A 24159-nucleotide genomic window follows, 5' to 3' on the forward strand; every position below is an offset into this window, starting at 1 on the left:
GGAGAGCTACGAGGCCGGGCTGCACCTATGCGGTGCGATGCTCTGGCTCCGCAGCATCGCACCGCGTCCATAATTCGAACTCCAGACAGGACCTAGTGCCACGTCAGTGCCCGACCAGACAGAGGAAGACCCCTCACCGGTCACCACCGGGCTGGTGGTCCGACCTGACCGCGCCCAGGAGCGCCCGCTGGGGCCACCGCGGCACTGTCTGGTCGGGCCGCCCCCCGGGGGGCTGGCGGTCGTCGACGGCGGCAAGTCCGGAGTGAGGCCGCAGCCCGGATCCTCATGAACAGACAGACCACATCGGATAATCGGATAGCGTGTCGGAATTCGGCGTCACTGGCTGAGAGGCGGAAGACGCGCGCCGAGAGGCTCCGCGGGCTGGCCGTCTGCGGTCTCGACTCCCTCCAGCCACGCGTCGACCCGGTGGGTGTTGCGCTCGATCCAGTCCCGCGCCACCGTTTCCACGGGTACCTTCTCCCGGCTGATCTGAGCGGTCCATTCGGACACGGTCGCGGCGTCGACCTCCATCTGGGAGAGGAAACGTTCGACGTTCGGGGCGTCGTCCCCGAACCCCTCACGCGTGAGAACGCGGATCTCTCCGGCGCCGGGCCATTCGCCCCGCGGGTCCTGGAGGTAGACGAGGTCCCATGCGTCGTTCATCCAGTGCGGCCGCCAACCCAGGATCACGACCGGATCCGCGGCGTCCGCGCGGCGTTCGAGTTCGGTCAGCATGGCGGCGCTGCTCGACTGCACGAGTTCCCACCCGCCGAGCCCGTACGCGTCGCTCTCGATCGCGTCGAGGATGTGCTGGTTTCCCGAGGTGCCGGCCTCGATTCCGATCAGTTCGCCGTCGAACAGTTCCCGGTTCCCGGCCAGGTCCGCCATGGAAAGCACGCCGTGCTCGTCGGCGACGTACCGGGGAACCGCGGGCCCGTACGTCGTGCCCGTCAGCAGTGTGCCCGTGACCTCGACGTCCCCGGCTTCCAGATGCTCCTCGAACACCGACTCCTGGGTCGGCCACCAGTGCCCGAGGTAGGCGTCGAGGCCGCCGTCGGCGAGTGCCTGCGCACCGTAGGGCAGGGCGACCTCCTGGACGCTCACCCGGTACCCGTTGTCCTCAAGGACCTGCCGAACGATCTCGTTCTCCACGATCAGGTCCTCCCACGGCTGCTGGAGCAGCCGGATCTCATCCCCTTCGGGACCACCCGGCTCAAATCCCTGCCAGCCACCGCAGGCCGTGAGCAACAGCAGACTCGAAGCACAGAGAGCGGACGCGGTCATACTCAGTCGACTGCGCATCAGTGCGATCCTTTCCCCGGGTCGCCGAAATCATTCCGCCCAATTATCGAATTCGACGACCGAGGATGATGTTATCCACCCTCAGGATTAATTTCATTATGGCGCTCCGCCGAACCGCAGTCAATTAATGACTCGCAGCGCACTCCGACGAAACCGGGAATCATCGGTACGCGGGACCGCGCGCGGCGGCGCGCCCGTCAGTGCCGTTCCCCACCGCCCTCCAGGGCGCCCTCGGAGACGTCCCCGTCCGCGCGGGTCCCGGTCGCGGCGGCCGGTCCGCGGTGACGCAGCGAGAGCAGGGAGCCCAGGCCGAGCACGACGGACACGCCGATGGCCGTGTACCAGGTGAACCCGACCAGGTCGCGCTCGAACAGGAACAGCCAGGCCATGGTCGCCACGGCCGCGCAGAAGGCGACCAGGGCGTCGGTCTGGCGTGCCCGGCGCACCCACAGGCCCAGGAGGAACGAGCCAAGCAGGCCGCCGTAGGTCAGGCTGGCCACGGACAGGCCCAGTTCGACGACCGGGTTGTCGGTGCCGGTGAACACCGCGGCCGCGCCGATGAACACCAGTCCCCACCCGAGGGTGAAGAGCCGACCCAGGCGCAGGCCCTGGGCGTCGGTGAGCTCGCGGCTGCTGAACCGCTCGTACAGGTCGGCCATGGTCGAGGAGGACAGCGCCGACAGAGACGAGGACAGTGTGCTCATCGCCGACGCATGATCCCGGCGAGCAGCAGGCCGGACAGACCGGCGGGCATCCCCTCGACGATGAACGTCGGGAACACCTCGTCGGAGCCGCTGAGGCCGAGCCGGTCGACCGAGGCCCCGTCGAAGTAGGAGAACAGCGCCAGGCCCACGGTGAGGAAGAGGGCGAACTGGAGGAACACCACGACGCCGCTGCCGATCACGGCCTTTTGGGCGTCGCGCACGGTACGGCACCCGAGCAGTCGCTGCACGATGATCTGGTCGGCGCCGTGCGAGGCGGTGGACAGCAGGGCGCCGCCCAGAACCGCGGTGACCGTCGCGTAGGGAGCGGAGACCGGGTTCGACGTGAGGTCGAGGAACCGGGTCTTGCCCTCGTCTGCGGCGGCGGCGAGGAAGTTTACGTCCAGGCCGCTGGTGATGACGACCAGCGCGGTGACACCGCCGACGACGTACAACCCCATCTGCGCCACGTCCACCCAGACCACTGCCCGGATACCCCCGATGAGGGTGTACAGCACCGTGACGCACGCCAACAGGGCGATGATCGCGAAGTAGGACAGGTCCACCCCGTAGTGGCCCAGGACGATCCGCATGGGGATGGCCGCCGCGAACAGGCGCACCCCGTCGGCGAGCAGGCGGGTGAACAGGAACGCCACCGACGCCGTTCCCTGCATGCCGCGACCGAAGCGCCGGCCGAGGTAGGCGTAGGCGGTGGTCATCTCCCCCCGGTGGTACCGGGGAAGGAGCACGAAGGCGACGACCACGCGCCCGACCAGGTAGCCCACCGCCACCTGGAGGAAGGTGAGATCGCCCAGGTAGGCCACGCCGGGGACGCTGATCACGGTCAGGGCGCTGGTCTCGGTGGCCACCACCGACAGGCACACCGCCCACCAGGCAGCCGTCGGCCGCCGATGAAGTAGTCGGTCGTGTCGCGCTGCCGTCCCGACAGTCTCAGGCCGAGCCACGCCGAGCCCGCCAGGTACGCCGCGATGACCGCGAGATCGAGTGGTTGCACTGCGGGCCTCCGGGGGTGAGGTGTGCCGTTGGGTCACGCGTCCGACGCGACGACGCGCAGGCTTCGGGGAACGGTGGTCGCTGGTTCGGGCAGGTCGAGCGGAAGGTGACCCGGGGTGATGCGCCCGGCGACGGGCGCCCGACGGGCACCTGTGCAGGCGGGCACGGAACCGGGCAGCCCGTGCCAGGCGAGGAAGCCGATCAGAGCGAAGAGGTAGGCCTCCTTCGCCTCGCCCGCCAGGCCGAGGTCGTCGTATGTGCCGAGCCGTGCCGGGAGGATCCGGTCGCGGATCCGTTCCATGAGCGCGGGGTTGCGCACGCCGCCGCCGGAGGCGAGCACCTCGGCCACCCGGTGGGGCCGCAGCGTCCGCCACGGTGACGGCGGTGAGCTCGACCAGGGTGGCCATCAGGTCGCCGGGGTCTGGCTCGGCGACGCGCCGCAGCGCCGCGTCCAGGTGGGCGGGGCCGAACAGCTCGACCCCGGTGGTCTTCGGCGGGGCCATGCGGTAGTACGGCTCCGCGAGCAGATGCTCCAGCAAGGCGCGGTCCGGACGGCCGGAACGAGCCAGCGCACCGTCGGTGTCGACGTCCGCGCGCCCACCGGTGATGCGGCGCACGGCCGCGTCGATCAGGGCGTTGGCCGGTCCGGTGTCGAACGCCGTCGGAGGGGATCCGGGCCGGACCACCGTGGCGTTGGCGATGCCGCCGAGGTTCAGTGCGGCGACCGGTTCCGCGCGCCCGCCCAGCAGGAGGACGTCCAGGAGGCTGGCCAGGGGCGCGCCCTGTCCGCCCGCGGCCACGTCGGCGGCACGCGGGTCGGACACGACCGGAAGGCCGGTGGCCTCGGCGATCCACGCGGGTTGGCCGAGTTGCAGGGTTCCGCGCACCGCGCCGCCGTCGACCCAGTGGAAGAGGGTCTGGCCGTGCGAGGAGACGAGGTCGGCCGCGCCTTGGGCGAGTTCGTCGATCCCGCGGCGGGCCGCCTGCGCGAACGCCTGCCCGATGCGGGTGTCGAGTCGGCAGACGGCCTCCAGGGTCGTCGTGGCCGGGGGCAGGGCGTCGCGGATGGCGCGGCGCAGTTCGGCCGGGTAGGGAAGGATGCGGTGGCCCAGCGGCGCCAGGCGCACCAGTGGGCCGTCCTGACTCAGGCGCGCCGCGGCGACGTCGATGCCGTCCGCCGAGGTGCCCGAGGACAGCCCCACGACGATCATGGGTCCGAGGACCGGCGCGCACACGGCCGAGACGCGCGTCCCCGACCGCTGGACGACGGGAGCTCGCGCACGCGTTCGAGGTCCATCCTCACCTCCGTCATCGGACCACTCAGCGTTACACCGCATCTGGCCGACGCGTCAATCCCCTCACCCGCGGTGTGGACGCACCGCCCGCACGGGTTGCCGGAGGACGGTCCTCAGCCGGGCGGGGTCGGTCCGGCGCGGGTCGCTCAGGTAGACCTCGTGGTGATGCCCGGTCATGCACAGGCCGTGGGCGGCGAGGTACTCGTGGTGGAGCCTGGCCAGGACGGGACCCTCGTCGTCATAGGAGCCGACGTGCAGGACCTGGGCGCTGGTGCCCTCGTGCAGGGTCTCGTGGCGGACGTCGGCGATCGCGGGAAGGCCCTTCTTCGCCAGCGCGGCCTGCCTGGCCTCCTCGACGAGGTCCCCGGTGATCCAGTCGGGCTGGCTGATGAGCATGCGCCAGGACCAGGCGTCCTTGTCCCGGGTGACGAACACCTCCGGGTCCTCGGCCCACCACAGCCCCTCCAGCGGCCCGACGACGAAGTCCCGGTCGAGTTCGCGTCTGCTGGTGAATTTGAGTGTGTAGGCGACGGCGTAGAGCGCTTCGACCGCACGGCCGTAGTCGGCGTCGAAGCTCGGGACGCCGCTGCCCTCGACCGCGAGGAACCTCTGCGCGGGCACCTCGACCAGGGCCCAGTCGGTGTTCTTCGGCGCGTAGCACTGCTTGAGTTCTCGTTTGACGTCATAGCGCGTCATGGCCCGGTGCCTTCCTGTCGGGGGGTGTGTCATGAGAGTGGCCGCGGGGGGCGGCCAGGTCGGCCCGGTAGGCCGCCAACCACCGCTGTTCGGCCTCCAGTTGGCCCAGCGTGTAGTCGAAGAGGGCGCGGACGAAACCGGGAACGTCGGGTTGCGCGTCGCGAGCCGCGCCGACCGCCGCGATCCTCTCCGCCAGGGCCGCGGCCCGCCGGTCGAGCGCGTCCCGGAGGCGGTCGGGGGCGATGACCGGTTGATTGGCCAGGCCGACCAGGACCGGCGGGAAGACCGGCCGGAGTTCGGCCACCGCGGCCTCGGCCGACCGCGCGCACGCCCGACGCCCCTCGGCCGTCGGCCCGTACACCCGGCGAGCCTTGCCGCGCGCGGTCGGCGACGTGCCGACCTCGGCGATCAGGCCGCGTTCGCGGAGTCGGGTCAGGAGGTAGTAGATCGAGCTGAAGCCGATCTCGGTCCACTCGCGGATGCCCCTGGCGTCGATGATCTCGTCCAGTTCGTAGCCGTGTCTCGGCTTCTCCACGAGCAGGCCGAGCAGGGTCAGCTCGGCGGGCGTCAGGTCGTCGGCCATGCGCTTACTCTAGTACTAGAATACTTGTGCGCCGAACGCGCCGCTCCGCAACCCGGTGAGACACTGACTCACTTATACCCTTTTTGGGTGGAATGTAAGGTTTTGCCGGAGTTAGTCTGAGGGCGGCGGGCAGGAGTTCCCACCGCATCCCGTCCATCGGTTCCGCTGAGGAGACCCTTCCATGGCTACCGAGAACAAGGACACGTCACCCAGGAGCGCCCCCGACCAGGACGAACTCATCGCCTCCCTCAAGAGGTTCATCCGAGCGCACGGCGAGGACTACCTGAGCGATCCGAACGTGTCGTCCATCGGCATCGCCCGCACGTCGAGCAGCGATCGGCCCGAGGGGCGGATCGCGCTCCAGTTCACCGTCGACACCAAGGCCCGACCGGAGCAGTTGGAGGCGCTGGGCACGAAGAAGCTCCCGGAGTCGATCGTCGTGGACGGCGTCGAGGTGCCCACAGACGTGCTCCAGCGCAGCTACGTGCCGCAGTTCCGGGTCGTGGCCGAGGCCGAGAGCACCATCCGCCACAAGCGCCTCGACCCGGCACTGCCGGGCGTGAGCGTGGGACACGCCAAGGGCTCGGCGGGCACCATCGGCTGCGTGGTCTTCGACAAGCACGACGGCACGCCCTTCATCCTGAGCAACTGGCACGTCCTGCACGGGGCGGACGGAGAGTCGGGCGAGGACGTCGTGCAACCGGGCAGGGCCGACGACCCGCACACCGACCGCAACCGGCTGGGCAGGCTGGAGCGCTCCCACCTGGGGTTCGCGGGCGACTGCGCGATCGCCACCGTCGAGGACCGCCGCTTCGACGCGGACATCCTCGGCCTCGGAGTCGCCCCGGAGGAACTGGGCGAGCCGGAGATCGGCGACAGGGTGGTCAAGAGCGGCCGTACGACCGGTGTGACGCACGGGGTGGTCCGCAGCCCCTTCAAGCTCGCCCAGATCCACTATCCGGGGGCGGGGGCCCGGTCCGTCCTCTGCTTCGAGATCGGTGTCGACCCCGACGACCCTCCCGAGGACGGAGAGATCAGTCTGCCGGGCGACTCGGGCTCGGTGTGGATGTTCAAGGACTCCGAGGGCAGACCGGGCAATGTCCTGGCCGGGCTCCACTTCGCCGGTGAGAGCAGGGACGAGCCGGACGAGCACGCGCTCGCCTGCTTCCCGCTCAAGGTCTTCGAGGAACTGGGGATCACCCTGCGGCCACCCGTTCCCGAGGCGGTGGAGGCCCTGGAGGGGTACGACCCGAACTTCCTGAGGGCGCGTGTGCCGGCCCCTCGGCTCGGCCCCAGGGTCGAGCAGGACCTGTTCCGGCTCCGGGGCGCGGACGCCATCGCCTACACGCACTTCTCCCTGGCGCTGAGCAGGTCGCGCCGCTTCGCCTTCTGGGCGGCCTGGAACATCGACGGCGGCTCCCTCAAGAAGCTCGACCGCAGCGGGATCCCGTTCACCCGGGACCCGCGGATCCCGGACGAGGCCCAGATCGGCAACGAACTGTACCAGGCCAACCGGCTCGACCGGGGGCACCTGGCGCGCCGGGCCGACCTGCTCTGGGGAAGCCCGGCCGAGGCCGGGAAGGCCAACGTGGACTCGTTCTTCTACACCAACATCGCGCCGCAGATGGACGACTTCAACCAGAGCAGCCGGGGCGGGCTCTGGGGGCGGCTGGAGGACGCCGTGTTCGCCGACGTCGAGGTGGACGACCTGAGGGTGAGCGTGTTCGCGGGGCCGGTCTTCCACAGCGACGACCGCATGTACCGCGGTATCCGGATTCCGCGCGAGTACTGGAAGGTCATCGCCTTCTCCCACCACGGCGAGCTCAGGACCGCGGCGTTCCTGCTGACACAGAACCTCGACCAGCTGGAGGCCCTGGAACTGGACGAGTTCCGTGTGTTCCAGGTCTCCCTGGGCGAGGTGGAGGAGCGCTGCCGCCTCCGGTTCCCGGACCCGCTGCACGAGGCGGAGACGTTGGTCGTGCCCGAGGCGTTGGCTGAGCGCACGCCCCTGGGCGACCTGTCCGAGATCCGGTGGGGCTGACGGACCCGCCACGGGGTCGTGCGGGGAGGCGACGCGAGCGAGTACGCCCGGACCGAGGAAGCGATGACGGTGTTCCACGATCGTGTCGACGCCGGGCGGCGTCTGGCCCAGCGCCTGGGGAAGCGGCTGGGCGCCTCTGGCGACGAGGACGTTGTCGTGCTGGGCTTGCCGCGCGGCGGCGTGCCCGTCGCCTTCGAGGTGGCCCGTCTGCTGCACGCGCCGCTGGACGTGATCGTGATTCGCAAGCTGGGCGTCCCCCACCAGCCCGAACTGGCCATGGGTGCCGTCGGCGAGGGCGGCGTAGGGGTGCTCAACGAGCGCGTCGTCCGTTTCGCGGGCGTCAGCGACGCGGTGTTGGAGTCGGTGCGACGGCGGGAGCGGGCCGAACTGGACGAGCGGGTGGAGCGGTTCCGCGGTGACCGGTCCCGCGTTCCGGTGACCGGCCGGACGGCCGTCGTCGTCGACGACGGAGTCGCCACCGGCGCGACCGCACGGGCCGCGTGCCAGGTGGCCCGTGCCCAGGGCGCCGACCGGGTGATACTCGCGGTGCCGGTCGGATCCCCCGACTCGATCGCCGGACTGCGCCGGGTCGCCGACGAGGTCGTGTGCCTCCAGGAGCCGGAGTTCTTCCAGGCGGTCGGCGAGTGGTACGAGGAGTTCTCCCAGACACCGGACCACGAGGTGGTGGAGCTGCTGGGACGCGCCGCCCGGACCGATCCCGGCTGACCCGCTCGCCCGGGAGCAAGCCGCGCGGCCGTCAGGCGGCCGAGCCGTACCGGTTCGTCCCGGGCGGCCGCGGAGGCGGGGTCGCGAAGGGCTTGGGCGGTCGCGTCGCCGTCCACACGGTCCGCCCGGATCCCGCTCGCACCCCTGCCCCGCCACGCCCGCCTCCCGTGTAGGTGCGCCTTGCCCGGTGCGTTATGAGGGTGCACTCGCCGAGCCCGCGCTCCCGAGCGCGCGACGACGCCCCTTGGCGACCCTCAGGACCCGAGGGGTCGCCCGGTCCCCGCTCGGAACGTCTCCACCACCCGGGACAGGCTCTCCTCACCGTGGCCGTCCTCGGCCTGCCGGTCGAGCCGGGCCAGCAAAGGCGCGAGCAGGTCATCGGGGACGCCGCGCGCCCGCCCGCTGTCCAGGATCGAGGCCAGCCCGGCCCGGTTGATGTTCACGTTGGACATCTCGGTCGCGTACTCTCGGGCGTCCGCCTCCAGGGCGAAGTGCGGCAGCACGGCGGCGGCGCCGTTCAGCCAAGGGACCAGCAGCTCGGTGACCTCGACGGCCGTGATACCCGAGGCCTCGGCCAGGGCCAGGGACTGGAAGAACCCCGAGAACATCCCGTACATCCCCGCGAGCACCGCCACGTCGTAGGCCGACGCCAGCTCGGGCCCCGCACCCGCGTACCGGACGGCGCCCAATTGGTCCACCGCCGCGCGGTACCGCTCGAAGGCTTCCCCGTCCCCGCTGACCATGGTTGACGCCTCCGGGGTACCCAGGGTCTGGGGCACGGCCAGCACCGCTCCCGCCAGGAACGCGGCCCCACGTCCAGTGACCCACGACGCCAGCTCCCCCGCCTGCTCGGGGGTGCCCGACGACAGGTTCAGGACGGTGCGTCCCTCCAGCTCGGCCGCCGCACCGCCCAGCACCTCCCGGACCGCCGGGTGGTCGAGCAGAACGGTCACGACGAGTTCGGAGGCGGCCACCGCCGTCTCGGGGTCGGCCGCCACGGCCGCCCCCCTCTCGCGCAGGCGTTCGGCCCGGCCGGGCGAGCGGTTCCACACGGTGACGGGGTGCCCCGCGTCGAGGAACCGCTCGGCCACGGCCCGGCCCAGGTTGCCCAGGCCCAGAACGCTGACGGTGGGAAGGGTGTTCATGTGCTGCTCCCGTGTTGCTGGCGGCCGTCGGTCCGGCCGCGGTGACATCCCAAACGATGCACGCCCCTCCTCCCGGAAACCTTCGGATCCGCTCCAGATCGGCTCAGGGCGGCGGCGCACACCCCAGGGGTCATGGCACGGGCGCGATCGAATTCCCACTGGTCCCGCTGCGCGGAAGGGCCGACTTCCCGCCGGAGCTGGCCGAGGAGGCGGTGAGACGGCTCGGCCGCGCGGCCACCGCGATGCGCGGGGCCAACCGGCGTCGGCGGGCCCCGCGAGCACCTGTACCGGGGCGGATCCCTCGTCGTAGGGTGGAGGGGAGCCGTCTGTGCCCGGGCCGCGCGGGCTCCGGGCCGGTTCTCGCACCGGAGGTGGGCAGCATGTCCACGCTCACGCACAACTGGTTCCGTGCGGCCGCCATGGCCGTCGCCCCGGTGGTCTTCCTGGCCGTGTTCCTGTACCACCCCTACCTGGCGGGCGCCGCTCCTGGCCCGGAGACGGTGGCGCGGGCGGTGGAGGCCGACCCCACCCGGTGGGCCGCGGCGCACCTGGCGACGATCGGGGCCGTGGCGCTGTTCGTCCTCGCCTTCCAGGGGCTGCGCGGCCTTTTGAGGGACGCGGGCGAGCAGCTGTGGAGCTTCTTCGCTTTCCCGCTGGTGATCGTGAGTGGCGTCCTCGTCGCCGCGACGGCGGGGATGCGCCTGACCGCCGCGGCGGCGACGCAGACGGGGGTCGCACCGCTGGCCCTGGTGGAGGCCGTGCGTCCATGGGCGCTGACGCTGTTGGTGGGCGGCTCCGTCGCCTTCCTGTTGGGGGCTCTGGCGTTCGCCGCGGGCACCTTCCGCGCCGGGATCATGGGCAGGACGATGACGATCGTGGTGACGGTCGCGCTCGTGGTCATGGGCCTGGCCGCGGAGCTTCCGTTCTTCGCCGCCTACTACGTGATCGCCGTCGCCGGAATCGTGGCGTTCTGGCCGTTGGCGTGGACGGCCGTGCGGGCTGGGATGGCGGCGGACGCCGAGTCCGGGACGGAGGAGGGCGACGGGCCCACCGCCCCGCGCCCCCGGGCCGCCCAGGAGCACAGGGGCGGTTTCCGCAGTCTGGGACGGCGCCGTCCGCACGCGCACCACTGACGTCGGCCGGGGCGCGGAACCGGAGACGGCGCCGCGCTGCCCGCGTTCGCCATCGAGCACGGGCTCGACGACGTCGCACCCCACCCCCTCACCGCCGGAGCGCACATGGCCCTGGTCGCCGGAATCGACAGTTCGACGCAGTCCTGCAAGGTCGTGTCTGCGACGCCGACAGCGGTGCGGTGGTGCGTGAGGCGCGCGCACCGCACCCCGACGGAACCGAGATCCACCCCCGTGCGTGGTGGTCGGCGCTGACCGACGCCACGTCCGGCCTACTCGACGGCGTGGCGGCGGTGGCCGTGGCCGGGCAGCAGCACGGCATGGTGACCGTGGACGGCGAGGGCGAGGTCGTGCGCCCCGCCCTGTTGTGGAACGACCCGCGCTCCGCGGAGGCCGCCGACGACCTGGTGACCGAACTCGGCGGTTCACAGGCGTGGGCGGACGCGGTCGGCAGCGTCCCCGTGGCCAGCTTCACCGTCACCAAGCTGCGCTGGTTGGCCGAGCACGAACCCGAGGCCGCCGGGCGCGTGGCGGGGGTGATGCTCCCGCACGACTGGCTCACCTGGCGGCTGACGGGCGGCGGGGGCGAACCGACCACCGACCGCGGTGACGCGTCGGGCACCGGCTACTGGTCGCCGTCGGAGGGCCGCTACCGCACCGACCTGCTCGCACGGGCGTTCGGTCGGGAGGTCGCCGTGCCCCGGGTGGCGTCCCCCCGGGAGACCGTCGGGCACACGCCCTCGGGTGCTCTCGTCGCCCCGGGCACCGGTGACAACATGGGTGCGGCCCTGGGGCTGGGGCTGCGGACGGGCGACGCCGCGCTGTCCCTGGGCACCAGCGGAACCGTGTTCGCGGTCAACGACGAGGCCACGCACGACCACACCGGCGCGGTGTCCGGATTCGCCGACGCCACCGGTCGGTTCCTCCCGTTGGCCTGCACCCTCAACGCCGCGCGCGTGCTCACGGCCACCGCCGCGATGCTGGGCGTGGACCTGGCCGGGCTGGACGCGCTGGCCATGGCCGCCGAGCCGGGCGCGGGAGGCGTGGTCCTGCTGCCCTACCTGGACGGAGAGCGCACTCCGGTGCTGCCGGAGGCGACCGGTTCGCTGCACGGCCTGCGTCGGTCCACCATGCGGCCGGAGAACGTCGCGCGCGCGGCGGTGGAGGGCATGCTGTGCGGGCTGGCCGACGGGCTGACCGCGCTGACCGACACCGGTGTTCCGGTGCGCCGGGTGCTGCTGCTGGGCGGAGGCGCCCGATCGGCCGCCGTGCGGGCGATCGCGCCGACGATCCTGGGCGCGCCGGTGGTCGTGCCCCGCGCCGCGGAGTACGTGGCCGTCGGCGCGGCGCGACAGGCGGCGTGGGCCCTGACCGAAGGCGACCGGCCCCCGGAGTGGGACACCGCCGAGGCCGGTCCGGAGGTGGAGCCCGCGCTGGTGCCGCGGGTGCGTGAGCGGTACACGGCCGTCCGCAGGGCCGTCCACGGGGTGTGAGCGCGGCGCCGTCGCTCGGGCACGCCACTCACCCGCCCTCGGTGACGTCCGCCTCCGATCGGGTGGCCGTGTCCTCCGGTGGGCGGCGGGCCCACCACGAGGCCACGGCCGCGCCGGACATGTTGTGCCACACGGAGAACAGCGCTCCCGGCAGTGCGGCCAACGGCGCGAAGTGCGCGGTGGCCAGGGCGGCGGCCAGACCCGAGTTCTGCATGCCGACCTCGACGCCGACCGCGCGGCGACCGCTCTCCGACACGCCGCCGATCCGGCCGGCCAGGTAACCCAGGCCCAGCCCCAGGGCGTTGTGCAGCACCACGGCCAGCGCGACCAGCGGGCCCGTGCCCAGGACGGTGTCCGCGTTGGCGCCCACCACCCCGGCGACCACGACCACGATCCCGGTGACCGACACAAGCGGCAGCGCCGGAAGGGCGGCGGTGACCGCCCGGTCCGCGAACCGGCGCAGCACCAGTCCCGCCAGGATCGGCAGCAGCACCATCTTCAGGATCGACAGGAAGAGGCGCCCGCGTCGACGGGCAGCGTCGACCCGGCCAGCCCCAGCACGATCAGCGGTGTGAGCACCGGGGCCAGCAGCGTCGACACCGAGGTCATCGCGACCGACAGCGCCACGTCGCCGCGCGCCAGGTAGACGATGACATTGGACGCGGTGCCTCCCGGAGAGGCTCCGACCAGGACCATGCCCACCACGAGCAGCGGCGGCAGGTCGAGCAGGTGGGCGATCCCGAAGCCGAGCAGGGGCATCACCGTGTACTGGGCGAGCACGCCCAGGGCCACCGCCTTGGGGTGCCGGGCGACGACGGCGAAGTCGACCGGGCGCAGGGTGAGGCCCATCCCGAACATGACGACGCCGAGGAGAAGGGGGATGTGGGGTGTGACGGCCGAGGTCGCGTCGGGCGCGAGGAGTCCGAGGGCCCCTCCGGCCAGGACCAGGACGGCGAACCAGCGGCCGACGGCGTCGGCGGCGCGTGAGATGACGGACATGAGGCGACTTTCCCGTGGGGTGTCCCGGGGCGGCGGGTACCGGTCCCCGGGCAGTTGCCGCCCCGAGGGGTCGACACCGCATCGGCCAGCGTAGACCCCGGGGCCGCCCGGCCCGGCGGGCGGGCTCGCCTCATCCGTCATCGGCGCGGGCGACTCACAGGTACCTCCAGCAGACCGTGTAGGCGTGAGCCGCGAACTCGTTGCTCCGCCACGTGCTCCGACCGTCGTTGCCGCAGAAGCCCGCGGCACCGTACTCACCCGTCAGTCCGGTCACGTAGACGTTCGCGCGATCGCACGCGGAGAACTCGAAGTCCCTGTCCGTCTCGCTGCCGGTCATCCACAGGCAGTCGTTCACCGAGGCGTAGCGATGTCACTCGGGTAGGTCATCGACAGGCACAGCACGACATCCAGGTAGTCCTCGGAGGTGGTGAACGAGAAAGCATGGTTGTAGTAGGTCGACTCCGTGCACCGGTCCATGTCATCCTCGCGCGGGATGCGCTCCAGGACCTGGAACACCCCTGTCCCGCAGTCGACGATGTTCCACGGCGAGGAGTCGTCCTCCGGGCCGAAGACGCACTCCCCCGGCTCTGCGTGGTAGGCCTCCCCGAACGAGTGGACGTAGCTCAGACAGAGCACCATCTCGTTGGCCGCCGAGGAGACGCTGGTGGTGACTCGGTCCACATCGTCGCACCGGTCCAGGTCGGTGGTGCGGTGGAAGACGTCGACCACCTCGAACGTCCCGCTGCCGCATAACGGCGCCGGTTCGAGATCCGGGACGTTCGCGCTGCCGTAGTCGTGGAAGCAGTCGCCGACACCGGCGTCGGCGATCGGATCGGGCTCGGGTTCGGGTTCGGGCTCTTCCGTCCCGAGACCGCTTCCGCCTCCGCTGGCGCCGGGGGGATCCGTGTCGTCGGTGACAGGGGTGGTGACACTCACGTCCTCGCTGGAGCTGGAAGCCTCCCTGTCGGCGTCATCGGCCAAGGCGGTGAATCCGACGGCGGCAAGCAGCACGGCGGCGGCCACGCCGGCCGGGACTTTCAGCGTCGTCAACACATTGCCGAAGGGCCCGACCGGAACCTCGATCTCCATGTCGGCGGGTTCCTGTGGCGTCTTCTCCTGCCCTGCGGGCTCCCGAGGCCCCGCCTCCTGAGACGCCTCATCGCCTAGGTCGAAGACCACCCGCTTGTCAGACGCACGGACGGTGGCGGTGTGTCCGCGCTCGCGGACCAGGGCAGACACCTCGCTCCGCTGTCGCCGGTCCAGGTCACGCACGCCCTGAGGCCACAGGTCGTCGCCGCGCGGAACCTCTCCGAGGAGTTCCGACAGGGCCCGCGCGGTGGGGCGTCTCTCGGGGTCCGTCCGTAGACAGGGCTCGATGATCCCGCGCAGCCGGGCCGGAAACGCACCGAGGTCAGGGGCGGCGGCCACCACCTTGCTCATGGTCTGGAAGGGGGTGTCGGTGTCGAAGGGGTTCGTGCCGGTGTACGCGGTGATCAGGGTGGTGCCCAGGGAGAAGATGTCGCTCTTCGGCGTCAGCTCGGCGCCGGTGATCTGTTCGGGCGACATGTAGGAGGGCGCTCCGATCATCGCGCCGGTCGCGGTGAGCGTGATGTCTCCGCGGGTCCCCGGGGCTCGGGCGATACCGAAGTCGATCAGTCGCACCCCGTCCTCGGTCAACAGAACGTTGGACGGTTTGATGTCCCGGTGGAGCACCTCGATTCCATGGATCTGTGCGAGTGCGGCCGCCAGGCCCCTCGCCAGGTACAGCGTGGCGCGCTCGTCGAGGGGGCCGTGGGAGTCCAGAACCTCGGCCAGGGTGGGGCCGTAGAAGAACTCCGACGCCAGCCACGGCTGCCGGGCGTCCTCGTCGGCGTCCACCACGGCCGCGGTGTAGGGTCCTGACGCGGCTTCCCGCGAGGTCAGGACCTCGCGACGGAACCGGTAGCGAAACTCCTCGTCACGCAACAGGTGCGGAAGCACCAACTTGAGAGCGACCAGTTCCCCGTTCTCTCCGGCTGCGAGCAGGACGCGGCCCATGCCTCCTTCTCCCAGCTCGGCGATCAGTCGGTAGCCGCCGATTTCTCTGGGATCGTTAGCACCTAGCAGTTCCATGGGGCGGTTCTCCAAGTCCGAGGCTGTCGGGGGTTCTCACAGCCGCTGTGACCAGCGATTCCGGTAGGAGGAGGGCTCCGTGTGCGGCCGGAGGACAGGTTGCGGGACCACCACGGGGTTCAGACCAACGGCGATGAGGGCCATTCCGCGAATGTAACCGGACCGCCACTCCGCCCGTCGAAAGTTGGCCGAATGAGGCCATACCGGCGAGGGGTGGGTCGCGGAAGGCGCGTAGAGCGCGAGATCCCGCGCGGCGCCGGTGAGCCTCCCTACCGGGGCTCCCGGAAGCGGTCGAGGTTCACCCGGCCTCCGCCAGGAGGGTCCCCGCCGTGGACTGGGGCACGAACCGGCTGGGCGTGATCCCCAGGAGTTCGGCGGCCAGCTCCTCGTTGCCGGAGAACCCGGCGTCGGCGTCGACCGTCTGCTCCCCGTCCCACAGCATGAGCAGCGCCGAGACCGTGTGCGCCCCCTTGTCGTGGTGCATGTCGTAGTGGGCGGCCATGGGCACGGTGTCGTAGTGCACCCACAGGTCGTGCCCGGTCATGAACATGTCCAGGTCGAAGGTGACGGTCAGGCCCATGAGCTCGGGCTTGTAGCGGTCGTCGATCCCCGCGAACGCCTCGTCCAGGGCGACCACGCGCGGACAGGTCGGGGCGGCCGAGGAGTACAGCGCGTTGGCCGCGGCGAACAGCGGCAGGTGGATCGCCGCGGACTTCTCGCCGCCCGACATCTGCTCGTGCTTGTTGCGGGTGAGCCGGACCTCCTCCTGGCCCGGGACGGCCAGGCGCAGCTCGAACCGGTACCAGGCGCGGTAGTCCAGGACGGCGGCCAGGACCTGCTTGTAGCTGGCGCGCGGGTGGGCGGCGTGGTGGTCGCGGATCATGTCGCGCAGCACCGCGCGCAGTTCGGCCAGGCCCGAGGGCCCGAGCCCCGCCTCGTCGCGCTTGACCAGCTGGGTGGCCAGCCGCTGCCGGTCAGTGAGGGACTCGTCGCGCACCCACCGGATGCCGATGCGCGTACCGGAGGACATGGGGCGGGCGCGGGTGTCGCGGTCCATGTCGCGGACCAGGTCACGGGCGTCGCGGACGCGTTCGTGGATCTGCTGGGCGATGCCGCCGAGCAGTTCGTCCTCCAGGACCCGGTGCTCCTCCTCCTGGAGGAGCGCGCCCTGCTCCTCGACTCGGTCGGCGAGGGAGCGCAGGGCGGCGGCGACGTCCTCGGCGCCGACCTGCACCTGGTGGACCTCGCGCAGCCGGTCCATGGCCCGCAGGATCCACAGGTAGGTGATGTGGTCGTCGCGCCGGGTGAAGTTGAACAGCTGGAAGCGGTCGCTGACCGCGAGCGCGTCCAGATCCAGCGCCGTGCGCTCAGCCACCCGTCATCCCCGTTCCACCCGCCCGTCCGGCCGCGGCCCCCACCGCGACCCGTCCCCCTGGACCGCGGACGGGCCCCGGCCATTATCACAGCGCCGCGTGACCGCTGGTTGCGCGTCGCGGATCACACGCGGCGGGCGCGGCCGCGGTCCCCGGCCGGCCGCAGCGGCCCCTACTTGGTGGAACCGGCGAAGACCCCCTGGACGAAGTACCGCTGGAAGGCGAAGAACACCAGCAGCGGAACGAGCATGGACAGGAAGGCACCCGAGGCCAGCAGGTCGACGTTGGTGCCGAACTGGCGCAGCTGGGAGCGCAGGGCCACGGTCAGGGGCGCCGACTCCGGACTGGTGAACACCAGGGCGACCAGCATGTCGTTCCACACCCACAGGAACTGGAACACCGCGAGCGAGGCCAGCGCCGGGCGCGCGACCGGCAGGACGACCCCGCGGAAGATGCGCCACTCGCTCGCGCCGTCCATGCGCGCCGCCTCCAGCAGGTCCCTGGGGATGCCCACGAAGAAGTTGCGCAGCAGGAACACCGCGAAGGGAAGGCCGAACGCGACGTGGAACAGGACGACCCCGGTGATCGACCCGAACACGCCCATCGCGCCGTAGAGCTGTGAGATGGGGATCAGCGCCGCCTGGATCGGCAGGACGAGCAGCCCGACCACGGCGACCATGATCCAGTCCCGTCCAGGGAAGTCCATCCACACCAGCGCGTACGCGGCCAGCGCCCCGATGCCGACGACCAGGACCGTCGAGGGCACCGAGATGTAGACGGTGTTGAGGAAGGACTGGGTGATCGCCTCGTTGCCCACCAGGGCGCGGTAGTTGTCCAGCGTCAGCTCGGTGGGCCGTAGCAGAGCCGTCCACCACCCGCTGTTGGTGTTGGCCGCCTCCGAGCGCAACGACACGAGCATCAGGCCCAGGACGGGGACCATCCAGAACAGGGCCACCAGGACGAGGGCCAGCTGGAGGACGCCCGATCCGAGTCGGCCCACCAGCCTGGACACCGCGCCGCGCCGGGGCGCTCCGGAGACCGACACCTCCACGACGGAGGGTGACCTGGTGTTCGTGGTGCTCACGGGCGCTCCCGTCGGAATCGTCGGATGTTGAAGTACACGATCGGCAGGACCAGGACCAGGAGGAAGACCACGAGGGCGCTGCCGAGCCCCTGGTCGCCCCCCGCCCCGAAGGAGACCTGCCACATCTGCAGGGCGATCACACTGGCGTCCGCCTGCACCGACCCGGGGGCGATGACGAAGACCAGGTCGAAGATCTTCAGCACGTTGATCACCAGGGTCACGAACACCACCAGCAGGAGCGGCCCGAGCAGGGGGACGGTGACCTTGCGGAAGACCTGCCACTCGGTGGCGCCGTCGACCCGCGCCGCCTCCAGGGCGTCCCGGGGGATGGCGGCCAGTCCGGCGGCGATGAAGGTGATGGCGAACCCGGTCATGATCCACACCCACGAGGAGATGATCACGGGTGTGACCAGGGTCGGGCCCAGCCACGTGAGGCCCCGGAAGGGCTCGGTGAAGTTGCTGGCGGACAGGTGGATCGCGTACTCGCCCTCGTCGAGCCCGCTCAGGGTGAACCGGCCGTCGTCCCCGGTGGTCGCGCGCGCGACCACCGCGCCGTCGCGAACCGCCTCGACGCCCACCCGCGGCATGCCGTTCTCCCCGTCGTCGATGCCGCCGGGCTCTCCGCCGAGGGCGGCGTCCAACCACACGACCCCCTGGATCTGGCCGGCGGCGCCCTCGGGCAGGGTCGGGGCCGCGGCCTGTTCGGGCAGGTCCGTGGGGCGCACGCCGACCAGCGGCAGGGCGACGCCGTCCCCCGGGGAGTGCGTGGCGACCGTGGTGAACCCGCCCCGGGCCGCGTCGTCGGTCGCGATCTCCTCGCGCGGGCGCGCCCCGGGGTACTCCGAGGGTGCGGCGAACACGTCGTGGACGGTCACCACGGCCGCGTTGACGACCCCGCGGTCGGGGTCCTCGTCGTAGACCAGCCGGAAGATGACGCCGGAGGCGAACAGCGAGATGGCCATCGGCATGAAGAGAAGCACGCGGAACGCCGTCGCCCACCGGATGCGTTCGGTGAGCACCGCGAGGATCAGTCCCAGGCCTGTGACCAGCGCGGGGGCGACCAGCACCCAGATCCCGGTGTTGCGGATCGCGGTGAGGATGCGGTCGTCGGTGAACATGCGCGTGTAGTTGTCCAACCCGACGAAGCGCGTCCCCGAACCGTCGAGGAGGCTGCGCACCACCGAGTACCCGGCCGGGTAGGCGAGGAAGACGGCGAGCAGGAGCAGGGCGGGCAGGAGGAAGAGGGTCGCCGGGCCGAACAGGCGGCGCGGCCAGGGCACGCGGTCGTCGTGGGGTGCGGGAGCGGTGGGCGGGGGCGCGCCCCCGCCGGTGTCGGTCGCACCGGCGGGGGGCGTCTGGTCAGCAGTGGTCATCTGCGGTCTCTCTCGGTGCCGGGCGTCACTCGCCGTGGGCCTGGGCGGCCTCGGCCTCCAGGCGCTCCATCGTCGCCTCAACGTCGGAGGGGTCGGCCATGAAGTCCTGGAGGGTCTGCCACATGCCGTCGCCGACGGTCGCGCCGAAGGCGGCGGGCTGCAGGTCGGACAGGTCGAAGCGGACGCTGTCGCCCGCGGACACGATCTGCTCGGCGACCTGGCCGGTGAGCGGGTCCGCGTAGTCGTCGGCGGTCAGGTGGCGGTTGGGAGAGAGGAACCCGCCACGGGCGGCCCACACCCCGGCCGCCTCGGGGCTGGCGAGGAAGCGCAGCAGTTCCATGGTGGCCGCGTCGTCGTTCATCGCGACGGCGGCGTCGCCCGCGACGACCACGGAGCCCTCGTCGCCCGCGACGTGGGGGAAGGAGAAGATGTGGCGTCGCCGCCCACCGTGGCGTTGGTGCTGTCGGAGACGACGCTGGCGACGAAGTCGGCCCCCACGACCATGGCGGCGTCGGGGTCGTCGCTGAACACGTTGACCACCGACGTCGGGAAGTCGGTCTGCAGGGTGCCCTCGGTGCCGCCGGCGAGCAGCCGCTCCTGGCCCCACACCTCGGCGAGGGTCTCCAGCGCGACCCCGACGCTGGGGTCGGTCCACGGGATCTCGTGCGCGGCGAGCTGGTCGTACATTTCAGGTCCCGCCGTCTGGAGGTAGACGTTCTCGAACCAGTCGGTGAGCACCCAGCCGTCGGCTCCGGCGACGGACAGCGGATCGACGCCGACGTCGGAGAGGTCCTCCGCCAGGGTGACGAAGTCTCCCAGTTCTGCGGGGGCGCGGCGCCGGTCTCGGCGAAGAGGGGTTCGTTGTACCAGACCAGGGACTTGTTGGCGACCTTGAGGTAGACGCCGTAGGGGGTGCCGTCCACCGAGCCGATGTCCGTCCAGGCCCCGGCCATGTTCTCGTCGAGGGCCGCGGCGACGTCGTCGTCGAGGGGGGTGAGCGCGCCCTCCTCCGCGAACTGCTGGATGAGGCCGGCCTGCGGGATGAGCGCGACGTCGGGCGCGTCGCCGCCCTGGATCCGCGTCTGCAGGACGGTCTGGAGGTCGTCTCCGGCCCCGCTGTACTCGACGGTGGCTCCGGTCTGCTCCTCGAACAGGCTCAGGACCTGCTCGAAGGACTCCAGTTCGGCGCCCGACCAGAGGCCGACGACCTCCAGCGTGGTGCCCTCCAGGTCGTCGGAGGCGTCGGTGCCGCCGCCGCAGGCGGTGGCCGTGAGGCCGAGGGCGAGCAGCGCGGCGGCCGTGGCCGTGGGACGGGGACGGGGACGGGGAGTGTGCGTGGTCATAGGGGATGCTCCTCAGGAGTCGTAGATCGACGTACCCGTGGTCGGGTCGAAGAACTGGAGCCGTTCGGTGTCGACGGCGACGGTGATGGTCTGGCCCTCGAAGACGTGGGTGCGGGGGCTGAACCGCCCGACCAGGACCACACCGGTCTCCGGAGCGGTCGCGGCCTCGTCGGCGCCCGTGTCCCGGGCGAGTTCGCGGGTGTCCTCGGTGACGACGGGGGCGGCGTCCAGGGGGAAGTGCACGAGCACGTCCGATCCCATCGCCTCGACCAGGTCGGCGACCGAGGTGAGGGTGGCGTTCTGGCTGGCGCCGACGATCTCGGCGTCCTCCATGTCCTCGGGCCGGATGCCCAGGACGACGTTCCTGTCCTCGTAGGCCCGCAGTGCGGGACGGCGGTGCAGGAGGCTGTCGGGCAGGTCGAGGACCTGGCTGCCCACCCGGACGCGGAACCGGTCGTCCTCGCGGACGAGCTTCGCGCCGATGAGGTTCATGCCCGGCGACCCCACGAAACCGGCGACGAACAGGTTGCGGGGGTGGTCGTAGAGCTCCTGGGGCGGCCCCACCTGCTGGAGGACCCCCCGCTTCATCACGGCCACGCGGTCGCGAGGGTCATGGCCTCGGTCTGGTCGTGGGTGACGTAGACGGTGGTGACGCCGAGGTCGCGCTGGATCCGCGCGATCTGGGCCCGCATCTGCACCCGGAGCTTGGCGTCGAGGTTGGACAGCGGCTCGTCCATGAGGAACGCGCGGGGCTCGCGGACGATGGCGCGCCCCATGGCCACGCGTTGGCGCTGGCCGCCGGACAGGTTGCCCGGCTTGCGGTCCAGGTGCTCCTCCAGTTCCAGCACCCGCGCGACCTCGCGCACCCGCCGGTCGATCTCGTCCTTGGGGAGCTTGCGCAGCCGGAGGCCGAACGCGATGTTCTCGTAGATGTTCAGGTGCGGGTACAGCGCGTAGGACTGGAAGACCATGGCCACGTCGCGGTCGCGGGCGGGCACCGAGTTGACGACGCGCTCGCCGATGCGGATGGTGCCCTCACTGATCCGTTCCAGGCCGGCGACCATGCGCAGCGCGGTGGTCTTGCCGCACCCGGAGGGGCCGACCAGCACCAGGAACTCGCCGTCCTGGATGTCGAGTGAGAGGTCGTTGACGGCTCGGGTTCCGTCCGTGTAGACCTTGCCCAGGCCTTCGATGACGATTTCTGCCACGACACCTCCGAGGGACGGGTGCGGGTGCGCACCCTTTGCCAGTCCGGGGCCGGTGCGCGTAGGGCCTTCGCGTCCTGTGACGCGGGCCACTCACCGGCGATGTGAACCGACCGTAGTCCGACACACCCTAAGGCCGCCTTAACACAACGTCTCGTTCGACTTAAGGACTCCTGACGCGCCCCCTCACCTGTGGCGTTCATCCAGTTCGGAGGTGATCTGGGCCTCGTGTCGCGGTTCATGTCCGGTTAACGTGTTCGCATGGCAACGGTGTTACTGGTCGAGGACGACCAGAGGGTGCGCGACGCCCTCGTGCGGGCGTTGCGCGGCCAGGGACATGTCGTGTATCCGGTCGGCACGGCGCTGGACGCGCTGCGGCAGACCGCGGAGCACGAACCGGACCTGGTCATCTTGGACCTCGGCCTGCCCGACCTGGACGGAGCCGCCGCGCTGCGCATGCTCCGGGGACACAGCGACGTGCCGGTGATCGTGGCGACGGCGCGCGGCGACGAGCCGTCGATCGTGCGCCTGCTCAACGACGGCGCCGACGACTACGTGGTCAAACCCTTCTCCAGCGCCCAGTTGGCGGCCCGTATGAACGCGCTGCTGCGCCGGTCGTCGCGGTCTTCGACGGGCTCGTCCGACCCGGGTGATCTGACCGTCGGGGAATTGACCATCAGTCTCACCACGCGTCAGGCGGCGCTGGCCGGACGGCCCCTGGAGTTGTCGCGACGCGAGTTCGACCTGCTGGCCTACCTCGCCGAGCACGTCGGCCGGGTGGTGAGCCGCCGGGAGCTGGTCGAGGCGGTCTGGCACGAGCACCCCTTCGTGGGGCACGACCAGACCATCGACGTGCACATGTCCTGGCTGCGCCGCAAGCTCGGGGAGAGCGCGAGCCGGCCCCGTTACCTGCGCACGGTGCGCGGCGTGGGACTCAAGCTGGTGGAACCCGAGTGAGGTCCCTGCTGGCGCGAGCCGTCACCCTGGCCACCGTCCTGGTGGCCGGGGTGATGGTCGCGGTGACCGCGGTCTGGGGCTGGAACGACGCCCTCGCCCGGACCGAGGCTCGGGTGCGCACCCAGTCCGACGTCGTGGCGGCGGTGGTCGCCGCCGGCGCGGACCCCGACGTGCTGCGCGCGGCGGTGGCGGCCACCGCGGCCGGGGAGCGGGGCCACCTGGCGGTCCACCTGCCGGACGGGACGACGGTCGGCGCCAGCCACGCCCCGCCCGAGGACGCCCGGGAGAGCGTGCGCTCCGGGGAGCCCTACGCGGTGCGGGCGGAGGGCGGTACCGCCTACCTGTTCCCGGCGCCCACCCCGGCGGAGGGCGAGGCCGCCGTCGAGGTGTACGTGCCCCGAGGGGAGGTGGCGGCGGAGCTCGGCCGGACCGTGGCGGTCCTGGTCCTGGTGGCGGCGCTGTCGGTCGTGGGCGCGGTGGCGCTCGTCGACCGGCTCAGCCGCCCGGCCAGACTCGCCCTGGGCGCGTTGGCCGGAACGGCCGTCGCCATCGGTGAGGGCAGGCTGAACGCCCGCGTCCGTGTGCGCGGCCCCCGGGACCTGGTGGTGCTGGGCGAGTCGATCAACGCCATCGGCGACCGCGTCCAGGGGCTCCTGGACCGGGAGCGTGAGATGGCCGCCGACGTCTCGCACCGGCTGCGCACCCCGCTGACCGCCCTGCGGCTGGACGCCGAGGCCCTGCCGGGACCGGAGGGGGACCGCATCCGAGAGGCGGTCGGCGCCCTGGAGCAGGACGTCGACGACATCATCCGCAACGTGCGTCCGGCAAACGACGCGGGGCCGCGGGAGTGCGATCTGGCGGAGGCGGTCCGCGACCGGATGGGGTTCTGGTCCCTGCTCGCCTCAGACCAGGGCCGTGACGTGGAGGTGCGCCTTCCCCAGACGCCCGCACGGGTCGGACTGCCGCGCGAGGACTGCGCCGCGGTGCTGGACGCGTTGGTCGGCAACGTGTTCCGGTACACCCCGGCGGGCGGCCCGTTCGCGGTCACGGTGGTGTGCCACGCGGGGTGGGTGACGTTGATCGTGGAGGACGCGGGTCCCGGCTTCGCCGATCCGGTCGGGGCGCTGCGGCGCGGCACGAGCGGCGGCGGATCGACCGGGATCGGCCTGGACATCGTGCGGCACGCGGTGGAGACGACCGGCGGCACCATCCATCTGGAGCGCGGGAAGCTCGGCGGCGCGCGGGTGCGGTCGCGCTTCGCCGAGCTGGGTGTCCCGCACGGTCAGGACCAGCCCCGGGCGTGGCGGTTGCACCGGGGGGCGTGATTCCGACGTGATGACACCCCCCGCCCCCAGGAACGGGGGGTGGACGGTCCGGCGAACACCCGCCCCAAGCCCCGCACAGATCCGCGCCCCCACCAAATCGAGGGTCCGGGCCCGCTCGACCCGCACCCTACCCGCTGGTTAGCTGGTTCGGCCCGCGCCCGGCCCGCAGCGCGGGCGAACCACAGCGCGGGCGAACCACAGCGCGGGCCGAACCACAGCGCGGGCCGAACCGGCTCAGGCACACCGGTCCAACAGCTGGGCG

Annotated in this window: 16 protein-coding genes and 6 pseudogenes; 6 read left to right on the forward strand and 16 right to left on the reverse strand. The window is 71.7% G+C overall.

Translation table 11 applies throughout. The annotated features are described in order from the left end of the window. Positions 1-336 precede the first annotated feature (336 nt). From BJF83_RS20230 to BJF83_RS20250, 5 genes and pseudogenes are all read right to left on the reverse strand, one after another. Positions 337-1302: a glycine betaine ABC transporter substrate-binding protein gene (locus tag BJF83_RS20230; protein ID WP_083678626.1), complete on the reverse strand. Its 966-nt coding sequence runs from the start codon at positions 1300-1302 to the stop codon at positions 337-339. 197 nt (positions 1303-1499) lie between these two features. After that, a pseudogene (locus tag BJF83_RS20235) lies at positions 1500-3018 on the reverse strand (sodium:solute symporter). A gap of 33 nt (positions 3019-3051) precedes the next feature. Then, a pseudogene (locus tag BJF83_RS20240) lies at positions 3052-4228 on the reverse strand (anhydro-N-acetylmuramic acid kinase). 147 nt (positions 4229-4375) lie between these two features. Beyond that, a complete protein-coding gene (locus BJF83_RS20245; RefSeq protein WP_075927562.1) occupies positions 4376-5008 on the reverse strand; it encodes a GyrI-like domain-containing protein in 633 nt (210 codons plus the stop codon). Continuing rightward, positions 4995-5591, reverse strand: a complete 597-nt coding sequence (locus BJF83_RS20250) for a PadR family transcriptional regulator (RefSeq protein WP_083678627.1) — start codon at positions 5589-5591, stop codon at positions 4995-4997. The genes BJF83_RS20245 and BJF83_RS20250 overlap by 14 nt, the downstream gene beginning before the upstream one ends. Positions 5592-5772: 181 nt before the next feature. Between BJF83_RS20250 and BJF83_RS20255 the strand changes: the two genes are divergently transcribed. Together BJF83_RS20255 and BJF83_RS20260 are read left to right on the forward strand one after the other, a co-directional pair. Next, on the forward strand, positions 5773-7632 hold the full coding sequence (locus tag BJF83_RS20255; RefSeq protein ID WP_075927563.1) for a DNA/RNA non-specific endonuclease: 1860 nt from the start codon (positions 5773-5775) through the stop codon (positions 7630-7632). Between the two features lie 18 nt (positions 7633-7650). Further along, entirely contained in the window at positions 7651-8358 is a 708-nt protein-coding gene (locus BJF83_RS20260) for a phosphoribosyltransferase (RefSeq protein WP_262391709.1), read from the forward strand. A 254-nt stretch (positions 8359-8612) separates the two neighbouring features. Here BJF83_RS20260 and BJF83_RS20265 read toward each other — a convergent pair whose 3' ends face one another. Next, on the reverse strand, positions 8613-9503 hold the full coding sequence (locus BJF83_RS20265) for an NAD(P)-dependent oxidoreductase (RefSeq protein WP_075927564.1): 891 nt from the start codon (positions 9501-9503) through the stop codon (positions 8613-8615). 380 nt (positions 9504-9883) lie between these two features. On the opposite strand from BJF83_RS20265, the gene BJF83_RS20270 reads away from it, so the two are divergent. Both BJF83_RS20270 and xylB read left to right on the forward strand, forming a co-directional pair. Then, positions 9884-10636: a hypothetical protein gene (locus BJF83_RS20270; RefSeq protein WP_075927565.1), complete on the forward strand. Its 753-nt coding sequence runs from the start codon at positions 9884-9886 to the stop codon at positions 10634-10636. Between the two features lie 105 nt (positions 10637-10741). Then, positions 10742-12126: pseudogene (gene xylB / locus BJF83_RS20275) on the forward strand (xylulokinase). Between the two features lie 28 nt (positions 12127-12154). Here xylB and BJF83_RS20280 read toward each other — a convergent pair. The 10 genes and pseudogenes from BJF83_RS20280 to BJF83_RS20315 form a co-directional block, all read right to left on the reverse strand. Continuing rightward, a pseudogene (locus BJF83_RS20280) lies at positions 12155-13125 on the reverse strand (bile acid:sodium symporter family protein). Positions 13126-13279: 154 nt separating this feature from the next. Continuing rightward, positions 13280-13480: a hypothetical protein gene (locus BJF83_RS20285; RefSeq protein WP_075927566.1), complete on the reverse strand. Its 201-nt coding sequence runs from the start codon at positions 13478-13480 to the stop codon at positions 13280-13282. After that, positions 13477-15237, reverse strand: a complete 1761-nt coding sequence (locus BJF83_RS20290; RefSeq protein ID WP_075927567.1) for a serine/threonine-protein kinase — start codon at positions 15235-15237, stop codon at positions 13477-13479. The genes BJF83_RS20285 and BJF83_RS20290 overlap by 4 nt, the downstream gene beginning before the upstream one ends. A gap of 298 nt (positions 15238-15535) precedes the next feature. Continuing rightward, on the reverse strand, positions 15536-16612 hold the full coding sequence (locus tag BJF83_RS20295; RefSeq protein WP_316042324.1) for an SbcC/MukB-like Walker B domain-containing protein: 1077 nt from the start codon (positions 16610-16612) through the stop codon (positions 15536-15538). Between the two features lie 170 nt (positions 16613-16782). Beyond that, on the reverse strand, positions 16783-17694 hold the full coding sequence (locus tag BJF83_RS20300; protein WP_075927568.1) for a carbohydrate ABC transporter permease: 912 nt from the start codon (positions 17692-17694) through the stop codon (positions 16783-16785). Next, complete coding sequence (locus BJF83_RS20305; RefSeq protein ID WP_075927569.1) at positions 17691-19067, reverse strand: ABC transporter permease subunit; 1377 nt, start codon at positions 19065-19067, stop codon at positions 17691-17693. Before BJF83_RS20305 ends, BJF83_RS20300 begins: the two co-directional genes overlap by 4 nt. Before the next feature lie 25 nt (positions 19068-19092). Then, entirely contained in the window at positions 19093-19458 is a 366-nt protein-coding gene (locus tag BJF83_RS29710) for a hypothetical protein (protein ID WP_262391710.1), read from the reverse strand. After that, positions 19425-19805, reverse strand: a complete 381-nt coding sequence (locus BJF83_RS29715) for a hypothetical protein (RefSeq protein WP_262391711.1) — start codon at positions 19803-19805, stop codon at positions 19425-19427. Before BJF83_RS29715 ends, BJF83_RS29710 begins: the two co-directional genes overlap by 34 nt. A gap of 131 nt (positions 19806-19936) precedes the next feature. Then, positions 19937-20410, reverse strand: a pseudogene (locus BJF83_RS29720) (ABC transporter substrate-binding protein); the annotation flags it as partial. A gap of 12 nt (positions 20411-20422) precedes the next feature. Further along, positions 20423-21618: pseudogene (locus BJF83_RS20315) on the reverse strand (ABC transporter ATP-binding protein). A gap of 258 nt (positions 21619-21876) precedes the next feature. Here BJF83_RS20315 and BJF83_RS20320 point away from each other — a divergent pair. Together BJF83_RS20320 and BJF83_RS20325 are read left to right on the forward strand one after the other, a co-directional pair. Beyond that, the gene (locus BJF83_RS20320) at positions 21877-22572 is read left to right on the forward strand and encodes a response regulator transcription factor (protein ID WP_075927570.1); all 696 of its coding nucleotides are present in this window, start codon (positions 21877-21879) and stop codon (positions 22570-22572) included. After that, entirely contained in the window at positions 22569-23897 is a 1329-nt protein-coding gene (locus BJF83_RS20325) for a HAMP domain-containing sensor histidine kinase (protein WP_075927571.1), read from the forward strand. Before BJF83_RS20320 ends, BJF83_RS20325 begins: the two co-directional genes overlap by 4 nt. Positions 23898-24159 lie beyond the last annotated feature (262 nt).

This window comes from Nocardiopsis sp. CNR-923 (assembly GCF_001942255.1).
In the GTDB taxonomy this organism is placed as follows: domain Bacteria; phylum Actinomycetota; class Actinomycetes; order Streptosporangiales; family Streptosporangiaceae; genus Nocardiopsis.